This is a genomic window from Enterobacter sp. 01-M-03-SI-ECC (genome assembly GCF_047530215.1).
GTDB lineage: Bacteria > Pseudomonadota > Gammaproteobacteria > Enterobacterales > Enterobacteriaceae > Enterobacter > Enterobacter chengduensis.
On record NZ_JBLKDA010000027.1, the window covers coordinates 12,674 to 31,679 of the forward strand.

Annotated in this window: 17 protein-coding genes; 4 read left to right on the forward strand and 13 right to left on the reverse strand. The window is 41.8% G+C overall.

Translation table 11 applies throughout. The annotated features are described in order from the left end of the window. Positions 1 to 181: 181 nt before the first annotated feature. The 12 genes from ACMWKK_RS20355 to ACMWKK_RS20410 all read right to left on the reverse strand — a co-directional run bounded on the left by ACMWKK_RS20355 (position 182) and on the right by ACMWKK_RS20410 (position 14,527). Complete coding sequence (locus ACMWKK_RS20355) at positions 182 to 343, reverse strand: hypothetical protein (protein ID WP_001371949.1); 162 nt, start codon at positions 341 to 343, stop codon at positions 182 to 184. 2,548 nt (positions 344 to 2,891) lie between these two features. After that, positions 2,892 to 5,573, reverse strand: a complete 2,682-nt coding sequence (locus tag ACMWKK_RS20360; protein WP_000387412.1) for a TraC family protein — start codon at positions 5,571 to 5,573, stop codon at positions 2,892 to 2,894. 8 nt (positions 5,574 to 5,581) lie between these two features. Further along, positions 5,582 to 6,532, reverse strand: a complete 951-nt coding sequence (gene trhV / locus ACMWKK_RS20365; RefSeq protein WP_001022588.1) for an IncHI-type conjugal transfer lipoprotein TrhV — start codon at positions 6,530 to 6,532, stop codon at positions 5,582 to 5,584. A gap of 9 nt (positions 6,533 to 6,541) precedes the next feature. Continuing rightward, positions 6,542 to 7,294: a protein-disulfide isomerase HtdT gene (gene htdT / locus ACMWKK_RS20370; protein ID WP_182911723.1), complete on the reverse strand. Its 753-nt coding sequence runs from the start codon at positions 7,292 to 7,294 to the stop codon at positions 6,542 to 6,544. A 118-nt stretch (positions 7,295 to 7,412) separates the two neighbouring features. Further along, positions 7,413 to 7,895, reverse strand: a complete 483-nt coding sequence (locus ACMWKK_RS20375; protein ID WP_000377632.1) for a hypothetical protein — start codon at positions 7,893 to 7,895, stop codon at positions 7,413 to 7,415. A 7-nt stretch (positions 7,896 to 7,902) separates the two neighbouring features. Continuing rightward, entirely contained in the window at positions 7,903 to 9,258 is a 1,356-nt protein-coding gene (trhB, locus tag ACMWKK_RS20380) for an IncHI-type conjugal transfer protein TrhB (RefSeq protein ID WP_000351841.1), read from the reverse strand. Continuing rightward, positions 9,248 to 9,709 carry a plasmid transfer protein HtdO gene (gene htdO, locus ACMWKK_RS20385; RefSeq protein ID WP_000521242.1) on the reverse strand — a complete coding sequence of 154 codons (462 nt, stop codon included), beginning with the start codon at positions 9,707 to 9,709 and terminating at the stop codon, positions 9,248 to 9,250. The genes trhB and htdO overlap by 11 nt, the downstream gene beginning before the upstream one ends. A 1-nt stretch (position 9,710) precedes the next feature. Beyond that, a complete protein-coding gene (locus ACMWKK_RS20390; RefSeq protein WP_000592092.1) occupies positions 9,711 to 10,982 on the reverse strand; it encodes a TraK domain-containing protein in 1,272 nt (423 codons plus the stop codon). Further along, positions 10,982 to 11,770: a TraE/TraK family type IV conjugative transfer system protein gene (locus ACMWKK_RS20395; RefSeq protein ID WP_000783153.1), complete on the reverse strand. Its 789-nt coding sequence runs from the start codon at positions 11,768 to 11,770 to the stop codon at positions 10,982 to 10,984. Before ACMWKK_RS20395 ends, ACMWKK_RS20390 begins: the two co-directional genes overlap by 1 nt. Positions 11,771 to 11,781: 11 nt before the next feature. Continuing rightward, entirely contained in the window at positions 11,782 to 12,132 is a 351-nt protein-coding gene (locus tag ACMWKK_RS20400; protein WP_001447770.1) for a type IV conjugative transfer system protein TraL, read from the reverse strand. Between the two features lie 17 nt (positions 12,133 to 12,149). After that, positions 12,150 to 12,503: a hypothetical protein gene (locus ACMWKK_RS20405; RefSeq protein ID WP_000423602.1), complete on the reverse strand. Its 354-nt coding sequence runs from the start codon at positions 12,501 to 12,503 to the stop codon at positions 12,150 to 12,152. Positions 12,504 to 13,651: 1,148 nt separating this feature from the next. After that, the gene (locus ACMWKK_RS20410) at positions 13,652 to 14,527 is read right to left on the reverse strand and encodes a RepB family plasmid replication initiator protein (RefSeq protein WP_000594611.1); all 876 of its coding nucleotides are present in this window, start codon (positions 14,525 to 14,527) and stop codon (positions 13,652 to 13,654) included. Positions 14,528 to 15,003: 476 nt separating this feature from the next. On the opposite strand from ACMWKK_RS20410, the gene ACMWKK_RS20415 reads away from it, so the two are divergent. The 4 genes from ACMWKK_RS20415 (at position 15,004) to ACMWKK_RS20430 (ending at position 18,078) form a co-directional block, all read left to right on the forward strand. Continuing rightward, complete coding sequence (locus ACMWKK_RS20415) at positions 15,004 to 16,056, forward strand: hypothetical protein (RefSeq protein ID WP_001065778.1); 1,053 nt, start codon at positions 15,004 to 15,006, stop codon at positions 16,054 to 16,056. A gap of 19 nt (positions 16,057 to 16,075) precedes the next feature. After that, positions 16,076 to 16,276, forward strand: a complete 201-nt coding sequence (locus ACMWKK_RS20420; RefSeq protein WP_000594930.1) for a hypothetical protein — start codon at positions 16,076 to 16,078, stop codon at positions 16,274 to 16,276. Next, complete coding sequence (locus ACMWKK_RS20425; protein ID WP_000838219.1) at positions 16,273 to 16,989, forward strand: zinc finger-like domain-containing protein; 717 nt, start codon at positions 16,273 to 16,275, stop codon at positions 16,987 to 16,989. Before ACMWKK_RS20420 ends, ACMWKK_RS20425 begins: the two co-directional genes overlap by 4 nt. Before the next feature lie 234 nt (positions 16,990 to 17,223). Then, complete coding sequence (locus tag ACMWKK_RS20430) at positions 17,224 to 18,078, forward strand: hypothetical protein (RefSeq protein WP_000970401.1); 855 nt, start codon at positions 17,224 to 17,226, stop codon at positions 18,076 to 18,078. Positions 18,079 to 18,086: 8 nt separating this feature from the next. Here ACMWKK_RS20430 and ACMWKK_RS20435 read toward each other — a convergent pair whose 3' ends face one another. Next, positions 18,087 to 18,899, reverse strand: a complete 813-nt coding sequence (locus tag ACMWKK_RS20435; RefSeq protein WP_001121574.1) for a DNA adenine methylase — start codon at positions 18,897 to 18,899, stop codon at positions 18,087 to 18,089. Positions 18,900 to 19,006: the final 107 nt, after the last annotated feature.

The window sequence follows — 19,006 nt, forward strand, 5'->3', positions numbered from 1 at the left end:
CAGCATGAGGACAGAACCCCAGTTTGGCGATTAAGGGGGTTAAATCTCACAGCGGCTGACAGTGCCTTCAGATGCTGCTCAGGCATACTACTCTCCCTGATATAATCTCCCATATGTTCTTGAGATCGTCGGAAATCGCCCATGCACCGGTGTCGGCAGACCGGTATGCAGTAATGTGAATTTAATCTGCATCATCAAGCACATTTCGTATTATGGAAGTAAGTGTTAGTAAACCAAAGCCCGCCCAGAACGGAAGGTCAACATCAGAACAGAATCCCAGTTTGGCGATTAAGGGTGTTAAATCTGCAAGCTGCTGACAGTGCCCCAGTTGCTGCTCAGTCACACCACGCCCTGATAGAATCTCCTGCCCGGAAATGTGATGACCGAAAAAAGCCCGTGCACTGGTGTCGGCAGACCGGCACGCAGAAATATGACGTTAATCTGTATCAGGAGGCACATTTCGCATTATGGGAGCAAGCGATAGCAACCCAAGCCCAGAACTGAAGGCCAGCATCAGGACAGAACCCCAGTATGGCGATTAAGGGGGTTAAATCCGCCAGTGGCAATAAGATCCCGAGCGGTGTTTAAGAAATATTTCCCGAAGGACAATCTTCCGCTCGTACGATGAATATAGTGTTCAACCCGGGAGAGGGATCACTTAACCTGCTTAGCCTAAATCTTACGTCATTCTCTAAACGGAGTTTAAGCTTAATGGTCCTGAGAAAGTTAAAAGGACTACCCATAATGACGGTTTGAGATGGCGAATAAGGGTTTTTTCTGCCAGCGGCTGACATTGCCCCAGCTTCTGCTCAGTCACACCACGCCTGATTAAATCTTCCGCCAGGTCTTGTTATGACCGAAAATTGTCCGTGCACTAGAGTCGTAAGACCTGCATACAGGAATGAGGCGTAAATCTTTATCAGGTGGCAAGGTTCGCATCATGGGAGCAAGGGTCTTGAACTGGAGGTTAACATCATAAAATCCCAGATTGGCGATTAAGGGTGTTAAATCTGACAGCGACTGAAAGTGCCTTCAGATGCTGCTCAGGTATATTACACCCTGAAAAAATCAAGCATCTGTGCTTGCGAATATCGGAAAAGGCCATGCACCGGTGTCGGCAGACCGGCATGGGCAATGAGACGTTAATCTGTATCAGCTGGCGCATTTCGTATCATGGGAACAAGTGTTAGCAACCCTCTCCAGGACGGAAGGACACTATCAGGACTGATCCCAGTTTGGCGATTAAGGGGGTTAAATCTGCCAGCGGCTGACAGTGCCTTCTGATGCTGCTCAGACATACTATGCACAGATATAATCACCCGTCCGTCCTTGTGATTATCGGAAAAGGCCATGCACCGGAGTCGGCAGACCGGTATGCAGTGATGTGACTTTAATCTTTATCAGCAGGCGCATTTCGTATTAAGGGAGCAAGTGTTAGCAACCCTGCCCAGGACGGAAGGACACTATCAGGACTGAACGCCAGTTTGGCGATTAAGGGGGTTAAATCTGCCAGTGGCTGACAGTGCCTTCTGATGCTGCTCAGACATACTATGCACAGATATAATCACCCGTCCGTCCTTGTGATTATCGGAAAAGGCCATGCACCGGAGTCGGCAAACCGGTATGCAGTGATGTGACTTTAATCTTTATCAGCAGGCGCATTTCGTATTAAGGGAGCCAGTGTTAGCAACCCTGCCCAGGACGGAAGGACACTATCAGGACTGAACGCCAGTTTGGCGATTAAGGGGGTTAAATCTGCAAGCGGATGACAGTGCCCCAGCTGCTGCTCAGTCACACCACGTCCTGATAAAATCTCCTGCCCGGTAATGTGATGACCGAAAAAAGCCCGTGCACTGGTGTCGGCAGACCGGCACGCAGGAATATGACGTTAATCTGTATCAGCAGGTACATCTCGCATTAGGGAGCAAGTGATAGCAACCCCGCCCAGAACTGAAGGCCAGCATGAGGACAGAACCCCAGTTTGGCGATTAAGGGGGTTAAATCCGGCAGCGTGAGTAAGTGCCCGTGCTGTGTTAAAGAAATATTCCCTAAGGACAATCTTCCGCTCGGCCTTTTGTATAAAGTTGTCACCCCGGGAGCGGGGATCACTTTACCTGCTTAGCCTAAATCTTACGTCAATCGCTATCCGGAATTTTAGCTTAATGGTCCTGAGCAAGTTAAAAGGGCTACCCATAATGACGTCCCCAGATGGTGATAAAGGAGTTAATTCCGCCTTCGGCTTACAGTGCCGCAGCTGCTGCTCAGCAACACCACGCCCTGATTAAATCTCCCGCCTGTCCTTGTGATGACCAAAAATAGTCCGTGCACTGGCGTCGTAAGACCGGCATACAGGAATGAGGCGTTAATCTTTATTAGGTGGCAGGATTCGCATCATGGGAGCAAGGGCCCTAGAACTGTAGACTAACATTAGAAAATCACAGTTTGGCGATAAAGGGGGTTAAATAAGTTAAAAGTCTTCGGTGAGCAAATTGGATAAATTTTCAGAAACCAAACCGTTAATAATAAACTTTTAGAAGAATGATTAAAGGATATTAAGTTTTGTATGCAAAATGACACCAGTGATCTGTTTTCACTAATAATGCCGCGCTACTTTGATTACCTTTGGTAAACAAAAATGTAATTTACGTGATTTTCATCTTATAATGTCAGTATTGAAGTTATAAATTTTGTTTACTTAATGCGTACACAACCTAACTGCGATTTGTATTTATGTCACTGTTTTTACACCACATTAATTATAAAACCAAAATTTGCAGCACAGTGATGAACTCATTAAGTCACAACCTCATTTGTTTACTTAAGGCATACAATAAAAAACCAGATTCTTATGAGACATCTGGTTTAATTATTTTTGCTTGAAGATATTTACTCTACGCGGCCAAACCCGCTGCTACTTCTTGAGCATAGAGAATTTCTATTGCCTCGCCATAGCTACAATTCTCGCGGCTTTGAATTTCCCATAATTTACTCCTGTCAGCACTATCCGTAGTAAAACAAAGCTCCATTTTCCGGTCTACGTATAACCGACAGATCTCTTGGAAGTTTTCGAACCTGACTAACATCTCTGAAAACACCTTTTTGACTGTACGAATATTTTTCATACGTTCATATTCTGCATCTGAAGTAGAAAAATATTTATTAGCCTTCATTGCTTCAATGCTTTCTTTTTCTTGTTTCATGATTATCTTCCAAGGCGAGTTAGCAGTCAGGGCCCGGCCAACAGAAGAAGTAAAATAATCTTCAAACGACTGTGTGATACAGATGCCAGCGCAGTTTGTTTTCCTGAACCTACGCCATGCCGCTTCGAGGAAGGAAGAGAAGAATTGGTTTGATTGATTTCCGGCACCTGATGAATTATCAGGACGAATGTACTCCCATGCTTCATCAAGGATGAACAAGCGACGACGCCCATCTTTTTTGATGAACATTGCATGCTGAGCAGCCTGAATGATAGACATTAATACAACTGTCTGAAGGTGGGGGGTGCCTTTTAGCTCCTCCAGTTCCAAAACAATAAATCTGCTGTCGAAGTTGATTGGAGGCAACGTATCGGTAAACCGGTGCCCATAAATTCCACCTTCGCACCATGCTCCGAGTTGCTCCCCAATATCCTTTATACGTTTGTCTTCATGCTTCTTGCAACGCAGAGCAAAGCCGGTTATTGAACCGGTCCGACCTGATTTTCTGGATTCTTGGTACTCTTCTGCAATAAGCTGAAGCATCACTGATTGTTGATAATCATCGATAAGGCCTTTCTCTGAAGCCATAATTTTTAGCTGATTCAAAACCATTATGGTCTGAGCAACTTTGTCTTTTTCTGCATCGTTTGAAGTTGATTCACCGGTAAATTCAGGTGCTTCGTTAAATACATCGTCGTTAACAGTGATGTCAGTTAGGAAGGCAAAGGGATTTAGGGTGAAGTCAGGGGTTTTACCGAAATCAATAAATTGACTGTTTGTATATTGTTCCGCAATCCCCTGGTAAGAACGGCCCACGTCCACAACAAATACTTGAGCACCGTCAGGATCATCATCTGGGTATTCGTTTTCTAAAAAATGCTTAAATGTTGAGCGATAATGAACGAGGTTATTAGATCGCGGTCCAGCTCCAAGATAGTTATTGATTAGATATGCTGTCCAGAATGACTTCCCTGCACCTGACGTTGCACCAATAACCATGTTATAGCTTGCAGAAGTCTTGAAAATATCAAGTCCCATGAGTTGACCTTCACGAGAAACTAAACTCAGTACTGGTCTATCTGTATTACCTTTCCAGGGCCCAAAGATCGGTGTCATATGAGCCGCTCCGGTGTTGCTCACTACTTCGGAACGGTCAAGGTCGAAAATTGTCTTTGGGTCATTGCACATTGGCAGACATGACATAAATGACGGGAAAACGATAAAGGAATCATCTGCTACTTTGACCCGGCTTTCGAGGTAAAAGGATTTGAGATCGTTAGCTGCTGTCTGCACAGAATTGGCATTACTACCCATAACAGTGAAAGTAAGATACCCTCTTAAAAGCTTTGCGCCATCCTCAAGCTCGCGAGTTACGGCCATGTAGTCATTATCCATATCCCGCAGGCGAGGGCAGAATGTGACAACTGAAGGTATACTTGCCTGTTTATTAGTGATTGCTTTGTAGCGGACGTTTTCTTTTGACAACTTGAGCGGATCGGCAAACTGAACAGTCTGAGTGATCATAAATGGGCTGAAAATTGTCTTACGTCCATGCATCCAGTTAACTACTAACTCATACATACAACCGAAATTGACGTATTCAGGAAACTTTACAACGGAAAGTTGTTTGAAGTAACGATGCTCAGATTCGTCGTCACTTTGTGTGACTGATGAGAAATGATTTTCTGTGACTGTATACTTACGGCCGGGAACGTTAACTTGTTCATTAAGCCTTTTCATAGTGTTAACGTCTATGAAACCTTCAGCCCACCGGGAGTTCTTTCCGGGGTTTACGACCTTATCTATACAATAGAGCCAGTTTTCTGCATCGACCTTAAACGGATGCAATCCAATCGTAATTAACTTACTTACAAGTTCAGAGTAAAGTGAATCGATACGCGAATGTTCCAGCTCGGTAGGAAGGGCAGACTGTAAAGGAATCGATAGCGAGATCCATACCTGAAAATCCCTCAACATAAGGTTATCATGATCAGGTTTTAAAGGCTTATGCATACTTCTGTCGTAGTAGTCCAACTGATAACCATTAAGCAGATCTGCTTTAAGCTTATCGTTCCCAGTCATACGCCCACCTCGCACAGCTGACCAAGCACTAAGCTGTAAAGTCAGGTCTGGCAATGCAGTCAGAGATATTTGACAGACAGTATCTGTAGGGAAATCCATTTTGAACATTTCAGCAAGAACATCTTGCTGATTATCAAAAACTCCAGGGGATGGATTACAGATAAACATAAACCCTAATCTGTTGCCATCAATCAAAAAATAGTGAGTCCCTGCTAATTGATCGTAAACAGGGATAAACCCACCTAATTGATGGCGATTTAAACCGCTATTGTAATTATTGATAGCTTCCATATTTGACCTTACAGTTGTCTAACAATGCCGTTCGAAGAGACAGCTTTAGTTGCTTTTTGTTGCTGCTGCATATTTTCCCGGGCCGCATCCTGTACTTCTAAAGGAACTATGCGAGCTGGGTTTGAGGTCGAATTCTTGCCAGCAATCCATGTTTGCGGTTTTACGTTGACATAAACGTAGCCGGGAAGATTAAGCGCATCGTTATCATCGGTATAAGGTGCAAAAGTAATTCTCATTACTTTCCCCTGTTGCAGAACAGCAAGTGGTTCAGGAGCCACTACAGCTTGTTTATAACCTTGCGAACGGTATTGCTGGATCTGCCCAGGGTTGAGAGTCGGGTTAACGGGCTGGCCATTGTAAAGAGAGTACATATCCTTACCAGGGCTGATATCAGAATTAGGTGCAACGTAGCGTGGGGCATTTCCAGCAGAAACCGGATAGCTTGTTTGTTTAACGACTTCCGCAGCCGGATGAACGAAAGGGTTACCAGTTGAAGAGGCAGTGCTATAACTGCTAGTCATCCTTACGTTTGAATTAACCGGTACACCAGAAATAGGCCGTGGTCCAATGGATGAAGTAGGGGCACCCATTTTTAAAGTTTTATCGTACATGACAGGTAACTGACCAACTGGCTTAATTTCGGTTTTTGAATAAGCCACAGGCTGATTTTTAAGGGTAGTAGACTGTGGATATTTGACTTCCCCTGGAGGGCTAATTTCAGTTGGATAACGGCTGTCATTGACAGCCGATTTCTCCTTTCCCGATTCCGACTCTTCCCCCGCCAGTGCAGACAGATCATCTCGATTATTAGTTAACTCCATAACTTCGCGAGGACCTTTACAGATAACGCCCTTTTCAATGCCTGGACATTCGGATTCGGAACTACCGATGGAGCACCCCGTAAGATATGAGGATGTACCTACAACCAGAGCACTGAGTACCAATCTTTTGATGTTCATAAACTAGCCTTAATTTGTCTCAAATGGATTTTTTAAGAGAGGTTCAACGCTTTGGTTCAACCAGTAGTCGAAATCTTTTGGAATGCCATTACCAGCCAAACCATCCTGTCTGACAACTGAAGGTACACCCTGCAATTTATAAATTCCTGCGAGCATCAATGACGCTACCAAAGGTTCCGCCGGACATTCTTCTGCTTCTTTTTGAGAGAGCAATCTTTTTTCAATGTCGGATTTGCTTCCCATTAGCCAACGAAGAATATCGAGGTTGTTTATTTTTCCTTTTTCTTTACTACACCAGAGCCTTCTAAGCTCTTCTTTTGGCTCACCGGGTGAGGGAACTAAAACAATATCTATCCGATACTTGTCCCGATCTGCATAGAATTTCTTAACAAGTTCCATGCAACCGTCACAATCAAGTGTTATGAAAATGGCTGCTTGTCTTTTAAGCTTTGAATTTCCCAGAGGAATGGACGCTACAGTTTCCAGAGGGAAGGGGGCCTCATCAAGACTAATAAAATAGGAATTCCTGATTTCTTCTACAGTCAGAACAGGTTTACGTTTAATTACATCAACAAGGCTTCCCCCAGTAAGGGAGTATCGGCCATCGGTCGTTACTGCCATTAGCTGCGAACGTTCGTCCTGAAAGAGGTATAGCCCACCAGAAGGAATGTATATGGCATCCTTAGGTTTATATCCTTTCATTTTTGATAACACACCCGAGATCTGACTGGGTGAAACGCCACCTTCCTTTGCCTTTGCCATTAACGCAGCAGCATCACTATTAGTTAGGACCTGCTCTGAAGCATAAGTGACCGTATTCGCCATAATGGCGAAAGCCGCCATTAAAGGGAAAAGTAACTTTTTCACTATTGGGTGCCCTCTACTTCTTTGCATTATAAGAACTTGATTGTACCGCTTCAGAGCTATCTTCAAGTTCCATATAAGTGACGATTTCAACACTATCCGGTACAGTAACGGCAAGCGTTGCATCAATAATTAAATAGCCACGGTCACGGTAGATCTTCATTAATGTTCTGAAATATTCTTCGAATTGAGATCTATCATTGTCAGCAGTACGGCCTCCGTGATGCTTGAAAAATTCCTTACGTAATTCAGGCATGTCAAGCACTGCAATCTTGTACGAAGGCTGGGATTGTTTATTGAAGTAATCGTAAACATTCATAAAGCCTTTATAACCATAAATAATGACCAATACGGCAAAGGCGAAGAAAAATAAATACTTCAATATTTTTTCAATATCAATTTCGAAGGTAATTTTTTTTGTTGTCCTTTCTCGCACCATTTTTTTAGTGATTTCAGGTCCAGCTGATTCAGGCGATTCTTTTTTTTCTAAACTATCCATTTAAACCTCAGCGACTGGTCAGATTCGTTGGAATTGTAGTTCCGGTCTGAACGACAAATGTAATAGCTCGGCCAGGGCTAATTTCTACGATTGGCCACTGTTGTTCTGCAATTGCGGTGTAGTAATCGACGAGTCGATTAAGACCACCTTGAGCTGCACCAGCCCCGGCTAATGCCCCAAGTGCACCAAAATTAGGGGACTGATACTGAGCCTGTGAATTAGGGTCGATGTTAAGTGAAGATACCTTACTGGGACTTAAGCTACCGGCAAGTGAAGAAAGTCCACCGGCAAATGCAGCTCCTGCAATTGCGTTACCATTTCGGCTGATAAGCGTGCCTCGGATCCCATTTTTTCCGTCATTTTCACTTACAGCATATGCTTCCAGTTTTACGTCAAAAGCTTTCCCTTTTGAATTAACACAAGAGATAGAAGTGGCACGTATGTAAGCACGCTGTGACGCCAGATCACCAACAGCTGAACCCAGAAGGTTACAGTCACGCAAATCCATGGTGAAATTATTGGGCATGATGACATCTTTTTTAATACGCATCGTTACTGGCATTGGTTCTGATTTGGAAGAAAGGCTTGTAGGCGCTTCAAGCCCGGTAATCAGAACACCAGTGATAATAGATGTTGCCGGAAGAAACATTTCATCTTTTCGGGCAGCATGCCGCGCTTTGCTATCAACTGGCGCAGTACCATCACCTCGTACAGTCCGAGTTGGCGCTTTATCTCCTGCAATGACCTCTCTGCCTTCCTTGATTCTGTTTTCAGACACGGGCATAACCTGAATGACACCATCGGTACCATTAGTCTTAATGGAACTTTGTGTGATTGTTCTCATTGGGCTATTACGCGTAGGTGTGATAGAAGCGTAATTAGGGTTTACGCCATTAATCGGCGCATTAGCATTAAGCTGATAAGGAGCTGCCGGTGCCTGCTCATTAATCGTTTTACGCGAACTACCAGCATCCAAGTTACGATTGCCGTTTCGATTTGTCTGCATATCATTAATTTGCTGAGACAGCTGCTGAAGTTGAGAAGTTAAACTTGCAACTTGGGCTTTAGTTTCCTGTTGGGCTTTTTCTGCTTTTTCGCGGTCCTCTTTCGCCGCATTTTGGTCAAGTCGGTTTTGCTTAACCATTTCTTTATATACTTTCTGGCTTTCTTCATTACTCAATTTGTTCATTTGCGAATCATCTAACAACAAATTGGTCTGCATGTCTTTTTTCTGTGTTTTCTTTTCTTTCTTAACTGGTGTGGAAAAAATAGACTGGCTAATAATATAAACAATCACTACCAGCAGAGCGCCAATAACAGAAAGTCTGACGGTCTTATTTTCCCAGGCCTTTTTAATGTCCATGATTAGCTCCACTTGTAGGTTTCTGGAATCGTTTAATTTTTAGATTTCGTTCGCTGTCAGACATCTGAGGAACGATATAGGGTTCACCTGCTCTGGCCCAGTTTTCACGAACAGATGGATGATTCATTTCAGCTTTATCTATCTGGCTCGTTCTAGATATTTCATGTTTGTAATTAGGTTCCAAAACGTTACTTTTGTGATAGTCAAAAGCATTCTCCTCATTAATATTGCCCTCTCCTACAAATTTATCAATAAGAGTTGGATCGTTCATTATTACTGTCTGAACGGGAAAAGCGTTACTGCCATCTTCGATACTAATGGGTGCGTCCGGAACGATTAATACACTCCTTTTTGGTATATATTCTGACCTGTAGTAAAAGCTGGTTAAAGCAAATACGACAAAACCAATCACGGTGGCCCCAAGCAGAGCAGGCAAAGTAACTTTTCCCATATTATTTTCTGATTAGACTTGGTCTGGTTGTAACCCGGGCCTCGCGTTCCTTGAACAATTTATCCCGGACTATGTAAAGCTCTGTTTCTTCTCCCGGTTGCAGGTATGCTTTATCAAATAAAGCACTTGCAATAACGCCTTCTGCCATACACTGCTGATCAGCAACGATTTGACCGTATGGTTTATCGTTTTTCACAAGAATTACATCAATAAGTTCACGTGAGCCAACCAGTCTCTGACCGAGCTTTGCATACATATTAAAGTTACATGGTGACTGCTCTGGCGCAGGAATACGAGAAAGTCGGTCCTGTTGTAAACTGAATCCTGAAGGGACCTCACCAAGAGCCACAGGAGTCAATAAATCAATGATTCTTTGTTTATGATCGTCTTGTTTTGGATCCGTTGGAGCCAGTTCTTCTGACTGGGAGCGGGCCAACATTTCCTCATAGTTTTGCTTATCCAATGAGGTTTCACGTTTGGCTTGCATAGATGGGCTTAAAGATGTAGTAACTGAAATCATCGCACCGGGAACATCAAGCGGTACCAGGGTCAGGTTATAGGTCGATTCAGGTACCTGATCTTCAGACAACATAATCCCGATTGGTTTATCGGTATTAGTTGAAATAAAGACATCGCCACCATTAACAAATATGCTTGCCTCTTCAGCAGGGGTAGAAGTACTGACAGAAGCATTCTTGAAGCTGGTCGATATTCTGTTTTGAAGTCCTCGTGAAACTGGCAGTACCACATTCCCACCAGGCGGCACATTTACACGCTGAACTTCTTTATATCGGTTACGAGCTTCGACATAAAGTTCATCGGCTTTTGACGTGGCGGTCGCATTGGTTGCATTCTGCTGGGAAGAGGTACCTGTTGGTCTCCCATAGCTATCAATTGCACCAGATCGGGTCTGTGCGTCAAATCCGGGGAGACTAGGATTATTTGATAATGCTCCAGTAATAGCGCTTACCGCAGGCGAAGCATTGCTGGCTGGGGAAAGTTGCACGGTAGGGAGATCAGTTGTAGGTTTTTGTCCCTGCGCATTACCGGCTTCACTAAGGTTTGTTTGTGCACCTGACTGTTCAGAACCAGCTTGACCCGGAATAATGGCTTTTGCAGCTCCATTCTGAAATCCGTCAGCACCAACTGGCATTACAACCGGGTTATTAATTGTTGCTGGCAATTGGTATTCTTCAGCGATTACGCAGTTCGAAGTCGTGAGCATGATCAATGCTGTAATTGCGTTGAAGCCTAAGCCCTTTTTTTTAATCATCACTTGTTACCTGTAGACGGTGGCGGATTATCCAGCGTTGCCAGTTGCTCTTTGCCGTTTATCGTAATTTTTTTAATATTCGGTGTTCCGGAATATTGATTTACATATGCAATTCTTGGGCGACCATTTTTCATCCCGAGAACCCATTCATAAGTCCATTTCGATGATTCAGTTTTGTCCGGAACATTTACAAGTCGAGTCGTTTTGGTACCCCAGACATAGACCATGTCATTTTTTGGATCAAAGTAAATATCATTAGGCTTAAAGGTCTGCTCAACACCACGAGCCTGCATGATATTTATCTGCTCCTGTAAAGACTCACTCGTTTTAGCCTGTAGTTCAGGTGAAAGGGCATCGAGGACATAGGCCGTCACAAAGGAAATATTAGTTGGATTAATATTCCCTAAAAGGGTACTAAAAAAGAGAGCCCATTGTGTTTTATAAGATTCCGATGCTTTGTTACCAACAACCGTGATCTCTTCATTCATGTTTGGAGGGGTAACAATCGTCACTGGGTCAGTGAAAAAAAGAATCTTTGCAACCAATAACCCAATGACGGCTATTGAAACAGTATTAATGCGGATAAGTTTTGTATCACGATTAATCAGGGCGCTGTATGTAATTCCAGCACCTGACGCTTCAGCTTGTGGGCTAAATCGTTTTTTAATGTCCAAAAAACGTCCCTTAGCACTTTCATCTTTCTTTACGTATGACTGTTCAAGATCACCGTTTTCATCCTTTTTAGATTTTTTGAAAAAAGGGATGTTAATGCCACTTAGCATTTTCATTCATAGCTCCATCAAGAATACAAATCTCTGATAAATGGATCGTTGAAATAACGGCTACTAAAAACTGCTTTACCTGGCAAAAAACCGAGCCACCAGAGTTTGTGTTTTAGCAATCCTCTTATTCCTGACTCAGCTGCTTTGTTATACGCAATCCAATACACAACCGCTGCTACAACAGAAAACCCGAAGCATTCGAAGATATTCCCAAATGCAACCAGAATGAATGCAAGCCCTAATTTTTTGGCATCCCAAAACAAAATCAGTAGAGGCATGTTGATCCTGAAAGGGAATCTATAGGTATGCTGAGGAACGTCGTTCTGCTTACTCATTAAAAATCCAGAGAGGGGGATGAACCCCCTCATGCATGATTAACAATAAATTACAGCGGTACGCCAGCATCCATAAAGGTGCTGATAATTTTCTCGCCGTTGGCCATTACCAGCATCATGAATAATGAAACCAGTGCCAGGCCCGGGTTAGGCTTAAGGACAGAGAAATATACGCTTGAGATCAACATCGCGGCTGCCAGAATTTTGCCCGGAGCTCCAGTCATACTTTCACTCATGTATGACCAAATATCTCCCAGTGCCCCATCATCTGAACCCGCATATGCCAGACCGCAAAAAAGCACGGTCAGCAGAACAAACAAAATCACTTTTGCGCTTTTTGTTTTAAAAAGTGCAGCCGTGTTAGATTTCTTTTCACTAAGGCCAATATTTAAAGAAAGTTCCATAATTACTCCGTGTAGATTTGAGTTCACGTAAACGCGAATGAATAATACTTTTTTATTCCGATCCTTCCGTTCGCATAAACCCCCTTTTTTTAACGTTTAGCGATTGGTGAATTTTTAAGCAAAGGGCCTAAAGCATAATCTTTGAAAGGTACCAGTGAACGCTTAGTAAAAGTTTGAAAGAGGGGAGGGGGTAAGATTACGTTAAGCTCAATCCTGAAGCTGATGAGACTCCTCAAGCATAAAAGTCACTTTTGATGGTTTGAAAAGCTCTAACTAGATATCGGGCAGGTAACTAAGCTTCATATCTAATCTTTTTTGTTCCCTTATTATCTATCTCTTGATTCTGAGAAGGCCGCATATCACTGTGCTCCCTGGTTCGGCAACTATCAGTTGGAGAAACTACATACAATCCTCGGGCCGGTGCGTCATTCATCTAAATGCCTTTTACACCTCTGGGCGTGAGTGGGACTTTGTCTTGTCCATACGAACATCATTCATTCGAATGCTTTTGGCCAATGCTATTTAAGCAAATGCTTTCTGGCTGAGTCCTTTTGCGAATGAGTCTTTGATATAACTGCATGAATTTTGGGTTGTTTGGTGTACTAACAAAACAAAGGCATTTCTTTGAATGCCATTGGAGTTGTGATGCTTCTGATATTTTTTTGATCTCATATCAAGCACATAGTCCTTCTGATGCCCAATGTCATAGATGTCTTGGACCATTCTCGCTCTTAACAAAGCTGAACTGTGTGTCATTCGACCTAATGCCATTCACCAAAATGCCTTTTTATACCACTGCATAGCTATGCTCGGGATACAGTGGCAAACAAAAGCATTTCAATGAATGAATTTTTGGGATACCGACATCAAAAGCATTTGTATGAATGTAAGAGGCGTAATCCACAAAAGGCATTCACGTGAATAGAGTGCGCACGAAACCATCTTGCTCAACGGCATTTAATGAATGGGCTAGCATGTACGCTTGAGTCAGAAAGGCATACAGATGAATAGTCAGGAGTTCGTTTGAAAAGTTACTTTTTTGCACATTAAGCCGAGATGTAAGACCAGTAGTAAAAGAAGCACTAAGCATAGCACTGATAAATAACTTATTTTTCAGCAGGTTATAACCAGTGCATACCAGATAGCTTTCAACCTTGTTTGGCAAGGGCCAGCTTAGGGCTTCTTTTGAAGATCTGAAATTGTATGTCGCGACCTTTCTTAACTTCTTGATAATCGAGATATCCGATAGATTCAAGTTCCCGCATTGCTTTACGAATTATCTGGTTTTGCGTACGAATAGGGGTTGTAAGAAGCAACCTTTCCCTCAACCGTTTCATATTAACGAACAACGTACCAGCTGGCATTGCTTCAAAATAAATATAGAGAGATTGCGCAGCTTCTTTTTTAGCCAAAATGTATAGAACCTGAAGGCTTAACAATGTCTTATGGTCGTAACGATACAGTTCCCACATAGAAGGATCCCCAACCAGCTCAACAGTATCGCTTTTTGGATCAATCATAGCCTTCTGCACCAGATGCGTTACTGTGAACCGACCACTACGAGAGTCTGAGAAGGCAAGCACTACCGATGCAAGGTTCATTAATGACTCTTTAAAGCGCGCACGAGTTCGTTTGTTGATGTTTGTTGAACTGATACCACACATCTTCGCAAACTCGTTAAAAGTCAGGCTAATCTTCTCGGAAGTAAAACCATATTTACTGAAAGCCATGATGATCCCGAGCCAGCACTTAAAGTCGGTAGACATAGATAGTTTGACACCAGTTATCTTGATGTCGTCATAACCCTCCGATCTTGCAATTTCCATACACGAAAGCTCATCAGAGGCATCAACTTCAAAGTTTCGGTCGCGGTTTTCTTTTGTGCCGACAGGGGTAAATACACTCAATCTCAGCAGGGCCACGGGCTGAACCGACTTGGACGAGTTAGGCGTCAGTTGATAAGTCTTACCTGATTCATTACTGGTTACGTCAAAAGGATGGATTAACTCGTTGTTTTTAATCATTAACTTAACTCGTCGGTGATAAGATTTTCATTTGGCAAACTGTTTATAACATATTCTTGCAAATGCTTTTTACGCATTTACCTAAATGCCATAAGCATTCCAGTAAATGCCTTCCTTATTCATTCAAATGCTTTTCGCATGCATCCGAATGCCGGATCCTTTCATAAAGTTACTATAATCAATGAGTTAAAGATGCCGTGATCTTTACTTGAACTCTATTGATCTTTAGTGATCTAAAGAATTGATCTAACCTGTTGAAAACAATGATAAGTCCATATAAAACAAGGAATAGCGCTCCTTTATCAATATCTACAGATCGCAAACGGAAATGAAAGTGGGTTTACTATCATTGTTTTATTCAAGACAGTTTTTATTTTAATTTTATTAAGCAAATTTTTTGAGTTTACCTTTTAGATGTATCAGCCCTATTTGGCAAATTTGAGGTTCATGTATCATGTAGTAAACAGGAGGAAGATATGAACAACAGCAAACATACAGTCATTGAAGTGGATACTAATCTAGTTGAAATTGAAAAGGGATTTAATCCCCGAGAGGCGGTAATCGGAGATTTGTGTTACGAACAAGAACCTGTCAAATCGATGATTGTGTCAATCAAACAAGCCTTTAAGGAAGGAAGGCAGGTTGATATGATCAAGGTCGTAAAAAGAAAAGGTAAATATTTAGTTCGTCAAGGTCATACTCGTTTTCATGGCTTAAAATTAGCAATTTCTGAAGGTGCTAATATTCCAAAATTATCTGTTATCTTAATCGATTATAAAAACGAAATTGAAGAATACCTTGAGAACCTCGATGGTAACAGAAGCAATGGGCTAAATCCGGTTGGGCAAGCTCATGCATTAGCTCATGCTGTTAGTCTCGGGTATTCGGTTGAAGAACTAGCAATGCGATATCAACGATCAACTACCGCAATTCGTAATATGCTAAAAATCCTTGATATGCCATTAGAGCTTCAACGTTTGATTAGCCTAAATCTAATCAAAAAAACGCTCGCCATTGAAATAATGTTAAAATATTCCAACGATCACAAAATGGTTTTAAAACATATAGAAGGTTTCTTACCTGGCGTTAAGAATATTGAGACTACAACGAGCAAAATTGTAGGCATACCTGAACACAATGCAGCTGGAGCAGGACCAGACACCTTAAATAAAGGCGGACCAGAAAAGAAAAATTCGGCAGTCACACGTAAGACTTTGGGTATTAAGCGCCTCTCGCATAAGAAAACAGAACGGCTAAAATCTGAATTTCTTGAGCTTGTGGAAAGTACACATACGGAATCTATAACGAATACTCAAACAGAACTAAAATTTGGTAGAGATAGTGCACACTTGTTCAAAAATGTTGATAGTAAAAATGTAATATTTTCTGATGATGGTGTTCAAATAATCTTGAATGATGAAAAGCTAAATATTTTATTGTCTTTACTTAACGACGAAAATACAGCAATCATTCTTTCTAAACCAAAATTAGAAGAGCTTCTGGAAATTCGAGATCTCCTTAAGGAATAAAAACCCGAGGATTAGTTGAGTGATTAAACCTATAAAGCTGACTCTTATCGATAATTATAATGATTTGCTTCTAACTCATGAAGTCCTTAAACGCAACATGGAAGAGTTAGAACACGGTAAACGTTTTGACCAATTTCCTGAAGGGCATGACCACTATGAAAAAACTGTGAAAGAAGCTGTAGCAATCGTAGAGGCACGTTTGGAGGTGTTTCGAAAATGAAATCTCTTTTCTTTACTCTTGATGGTCATATGGTACCAGCCTCAGTGAATGTATCCCTTAACGGAGATGGAAATTATTATGCACCTATCGAAAGAGAATGTAACGAATGTGCGGGCACAGGCCACAAAGGGGCTGATGTATGTGAAAAGTGTCATGGGGTGCAAACAGTTGGACCCATTATTGAAAAATTAGTGGTACTAGAGCCAATTACCTTTCTCGATAACATTCCGGAACTGCGTGTTAACCCAACACTCGAAGCATGGAAATCCAGAAACCACGTACTTATTGAGAAAGCAAAAAAGGCTAACACTAAGTTTTCTAATAGTATATTGGCGCAACTAGACAATAACCGTTTTTTGACAGAACGCCAGCTGGATTGTTTCTTTACAACCTTTGATGTGATGTTGTCTGAAACTCCGGAAAATGAACAAGAAATTTTAAAACATAGCTACAATATCGGCCAGGTCATAAGCATTGAACTAACATTTACTGAAGTCAGGGCCGCGTACGCAAAAAGTAAAGGGAGTTATTTTTTTACATTTACTGGTAAAGTTAGAAATGACGGGATCGCTTTAACGGCCGATAAACAGGATCACATTTTATTGGGTGAACGTTATCATTTGACTGGAAAAGTCAGAAAATTCTATGATTTTGATTCGAAAAATTATGCTGCAATAACAGTTTTTAAGTTAAGTAAACTCCAAGACAGTTAAATGTTTTACTGCTTAAATATAGAGCCAAGACTTAAACTGTCGTTAGGACTCACTCACGTAATATTGTTGCTTACGCAATGGGTTTTATCCCTCATAAAGATCTGCGAGTATAAATCTTTTACATTTAAATTCCCCTCTATCACAACCTTTTCAATAGTAAAAAAATGATAATCTTATTAATTATAATTTTTAATTTTTTGTATACCAATACCATACAGTTAAGGCTAAAAGGTGATGATGGAGATGGACTTTAAAATGCACAATGATCTGGGTCTCGGTTTCATTTGTAAAAATGCAAGAACATCGTCAAAGCCAACGTTAAGAAAAGTTACTTTTCCGGTAAGCGCATATGAAACGTCTAAGCTTTCTTTAACCGGTTTTCAATGCCCCACAGCCTGCCGATTTCCTTTTTTTGTGCTATGCATGATAATCCATAACCATCTTTCGTCTGCATGCCCTATCAACCAAAATGAATGTTCAAATCATATATCGCAATTTTCTATCGACATTAAAGTACAAGATTGGCTTAGCCGTTCAAGAGTAGCGTTTATTGATTTCCATAATCTAAGAAATACAGATAAAACCACATTAATAACAGTGGAACATCTTGAAGCTTTACTTACTGTTATGTCAACTACTCTTGTCGCTTACGCTCCATATTCAAAAAAGAGACTTAACTTTAGCTTTCTAAATTCATTTACTTTGTCTAAAACTTCTCAAAGTTACACATTAACTTTCCCGGTAGTTCTCAGTCCGCTTTTAGATGCTCTTGGCGGTTTCATTCAGGAATGCATAACCGAAAAATTGTTAAAACGACGAAATTCGAATTTCATGGTTTACGAGTATCTTAAACGTTCAGGCCAGAGCTCTCATAAAGTGGAGGACATTAATAACGACTTACAGCTTAAAACTCTAAATATAAGACTTATGAGCGTCCTTACTGGGCTTTCTCAGCAAGGACTCATTTCATTTATTTGCGAAGGAAAGAGGGGCGACCGGAGAATAGAAGAGCTTCAGTTTATACCTTATGTTCAACGAACTCACCCTGAGGTATTAACTTTTCAGGAATGGATTAGCCCCGTTGATTAGAATTAACTCTATTTCAGCACGGCCAGTATTTCTGTTTCCGTTTTCCGTGTATTTGGCTTACTTCCTACGGATCGGTAAGCGCTGAGTCTGTGTATGACGAATCCACGCTCTTCATAGAGGCCCAAAGTGAATGGTGTCAGGCTATTTGATATCGCAACAGCAGCGCCTTTTCTGTGAGCGTCAACGAGCATATTTGCTAACAGCACGTGGTCGCTTTGGCTGAACGGTTTACCATCGTAACTGACAAAACTAGTTTTGCTTGTTTTGTCATATGGCGGATCACAATAAATCTGATCTCCTTCGCCGGTTGCGGCCAGAGTCTCCTCAAAACCAGCGGTGATCAGTTCAATACCTGAAAGACGAAATGAAAGGTAGTCTATTTTATTGAAGTCAAGCTTCAGTTCTGTATGTTTCCCCCAGGGCACTGAATAGATTCTTTCTGAGTTATAGCGGCACATACCGTTATAGCCCAGGCGATTCAGGGAGTAAAACAAAGCCGCTCTTTGAAGCGGTTGACCAGAAATACAGGTTTTGTTGAAACGGTCCCTCATCTCATAGTAGTCCTTTTCGACAAAGGTTTTATCCGCTAGGTTTTGGACCTGATTTATAAAGTTAGTTTTCTGTCTTTGAATAGTCCTGTATAGGTTGATCAAGTCTGGATTGCTATCTGCAAGCAATGCATTTTGTGCAAACATGTTCAGAAAAACGGCACCACCGCCTATAAAGGGTTCTACCCACCGGCAACTATGATCGTGTGGGTAGTGATGGCTGATGAAAGGCATCAGTTTCGTTTTTCCACCAGCCCATTTGATTATCGGCATGTGTCTGAGATGTCGAGTCAAAGTGTCTATACCTGAGAGAGAAATTTAGGTGCTGGTATCGTACCTAACCACGGGCTTTAACTAATAACTTAGGGAGCAAAAAAAAG

Coding starts and splice junctions, on each gene's coding strand:
- ACMWKK_RS20360 (WP_000387412.1), bottom strand. CDS start 5,573: ATGGAAGCTATCAATAATTACAATAGCGGTTTAAATCGCCATCAATTA.
- trhV (WP_001022588.1), bottom strand. CDS start 6,532: ATGAACATCAAAAGATTGGTACTCAGTGCTCTGGTTGTAGGTACATCC.
- htdT (WP_182911723.1), bottom strand. CDS start 7,294: ATGGCAAAGGCAAAGGAAGGTGGCGTTTCACCCAGTCAGATCTCGGGT.
- ACMWKK_RS20375 (WP_000377632.1), bottom strand. CDS start 7,895: ATGGATAGTTTAGAAAAAAAAGAATCGCCTGAATCAGCTGGACCTGAA.
- trhB (WP_000351841.1), bottom strand. CDS start 9,258: ATGGACATTAAAAAGGCCTGGGAAAATAAGACCGTCAGACTTTCTGTT.
- htdO (WP_000521242.1), bottom strand. CDS start 9,709: ATGGGAAAAGTTACTTTGCCTGCTCTGCTTGGGGCCACCGTGATTGGT.
- ACMWKK_RS20390 (WP_000592092.1), bottom strand. CDS start 10,982: ATGATTAAAAAAAAGGGCTTAGGCTTCAACGCAATTACAGCATTGATC.
- ACMWKK_RS20395 (WP_000783153.1), bottom strand. CDS start 11,770: ATGAAAATGCTAAGTGGCATTAACATCCCTTTTTTCAAAAAATCTAAA.
- ACMWKK_RS20400 (WP_001447770.1), bottom strand. CDS start 12,132: ATGAGGGGGTTCATCCCCCTCTCTGGATTTTTAATGAGTAAGCAGAAC.
- ACMWKK_RS20405 (WP_000423602.1), bottom strand. CDS start 12,503: ATGGAACTTTCTTTAAATATTGGCCTTAGTGAAAAGAAATCTAACACG.
- ACMWKK_RS20410 (WP_000594611.1), bottom strand. CDS start 14,527: ATGATTAAAAACAACGAGTTAATCCATCCTTTTGACGTAACCAGTAAT.
- ACMWKK_RS20415 (WP_001065778.1), top strand. CDS start 15,004: ATGAACAACAGCAAACATACAGTCATTGAAGTGGATACTAATCTAGTT.
- ACMWKK_RS20425 (WP_000838219.1), top strand. CDS start 16,273: ATGAAATCTCTTTTCTTTACTCTTGATGGTCATATGGTACCAGCCTCA.
- ACMWKK_RS20430 (WP_000970401.1), top strand. CDS start 17,224: ATGATGGAGATGGACTTTAAAATGCACAATGATCTGGGTCTCGGTTTC.
- ACMWKK_RS20435 (WP_001121574.1), bottom strand. CDS start 18,899: ATGCCGATAATCAAATGGGCTGGTGGAAAAACGAAACTGATGCCTTTC.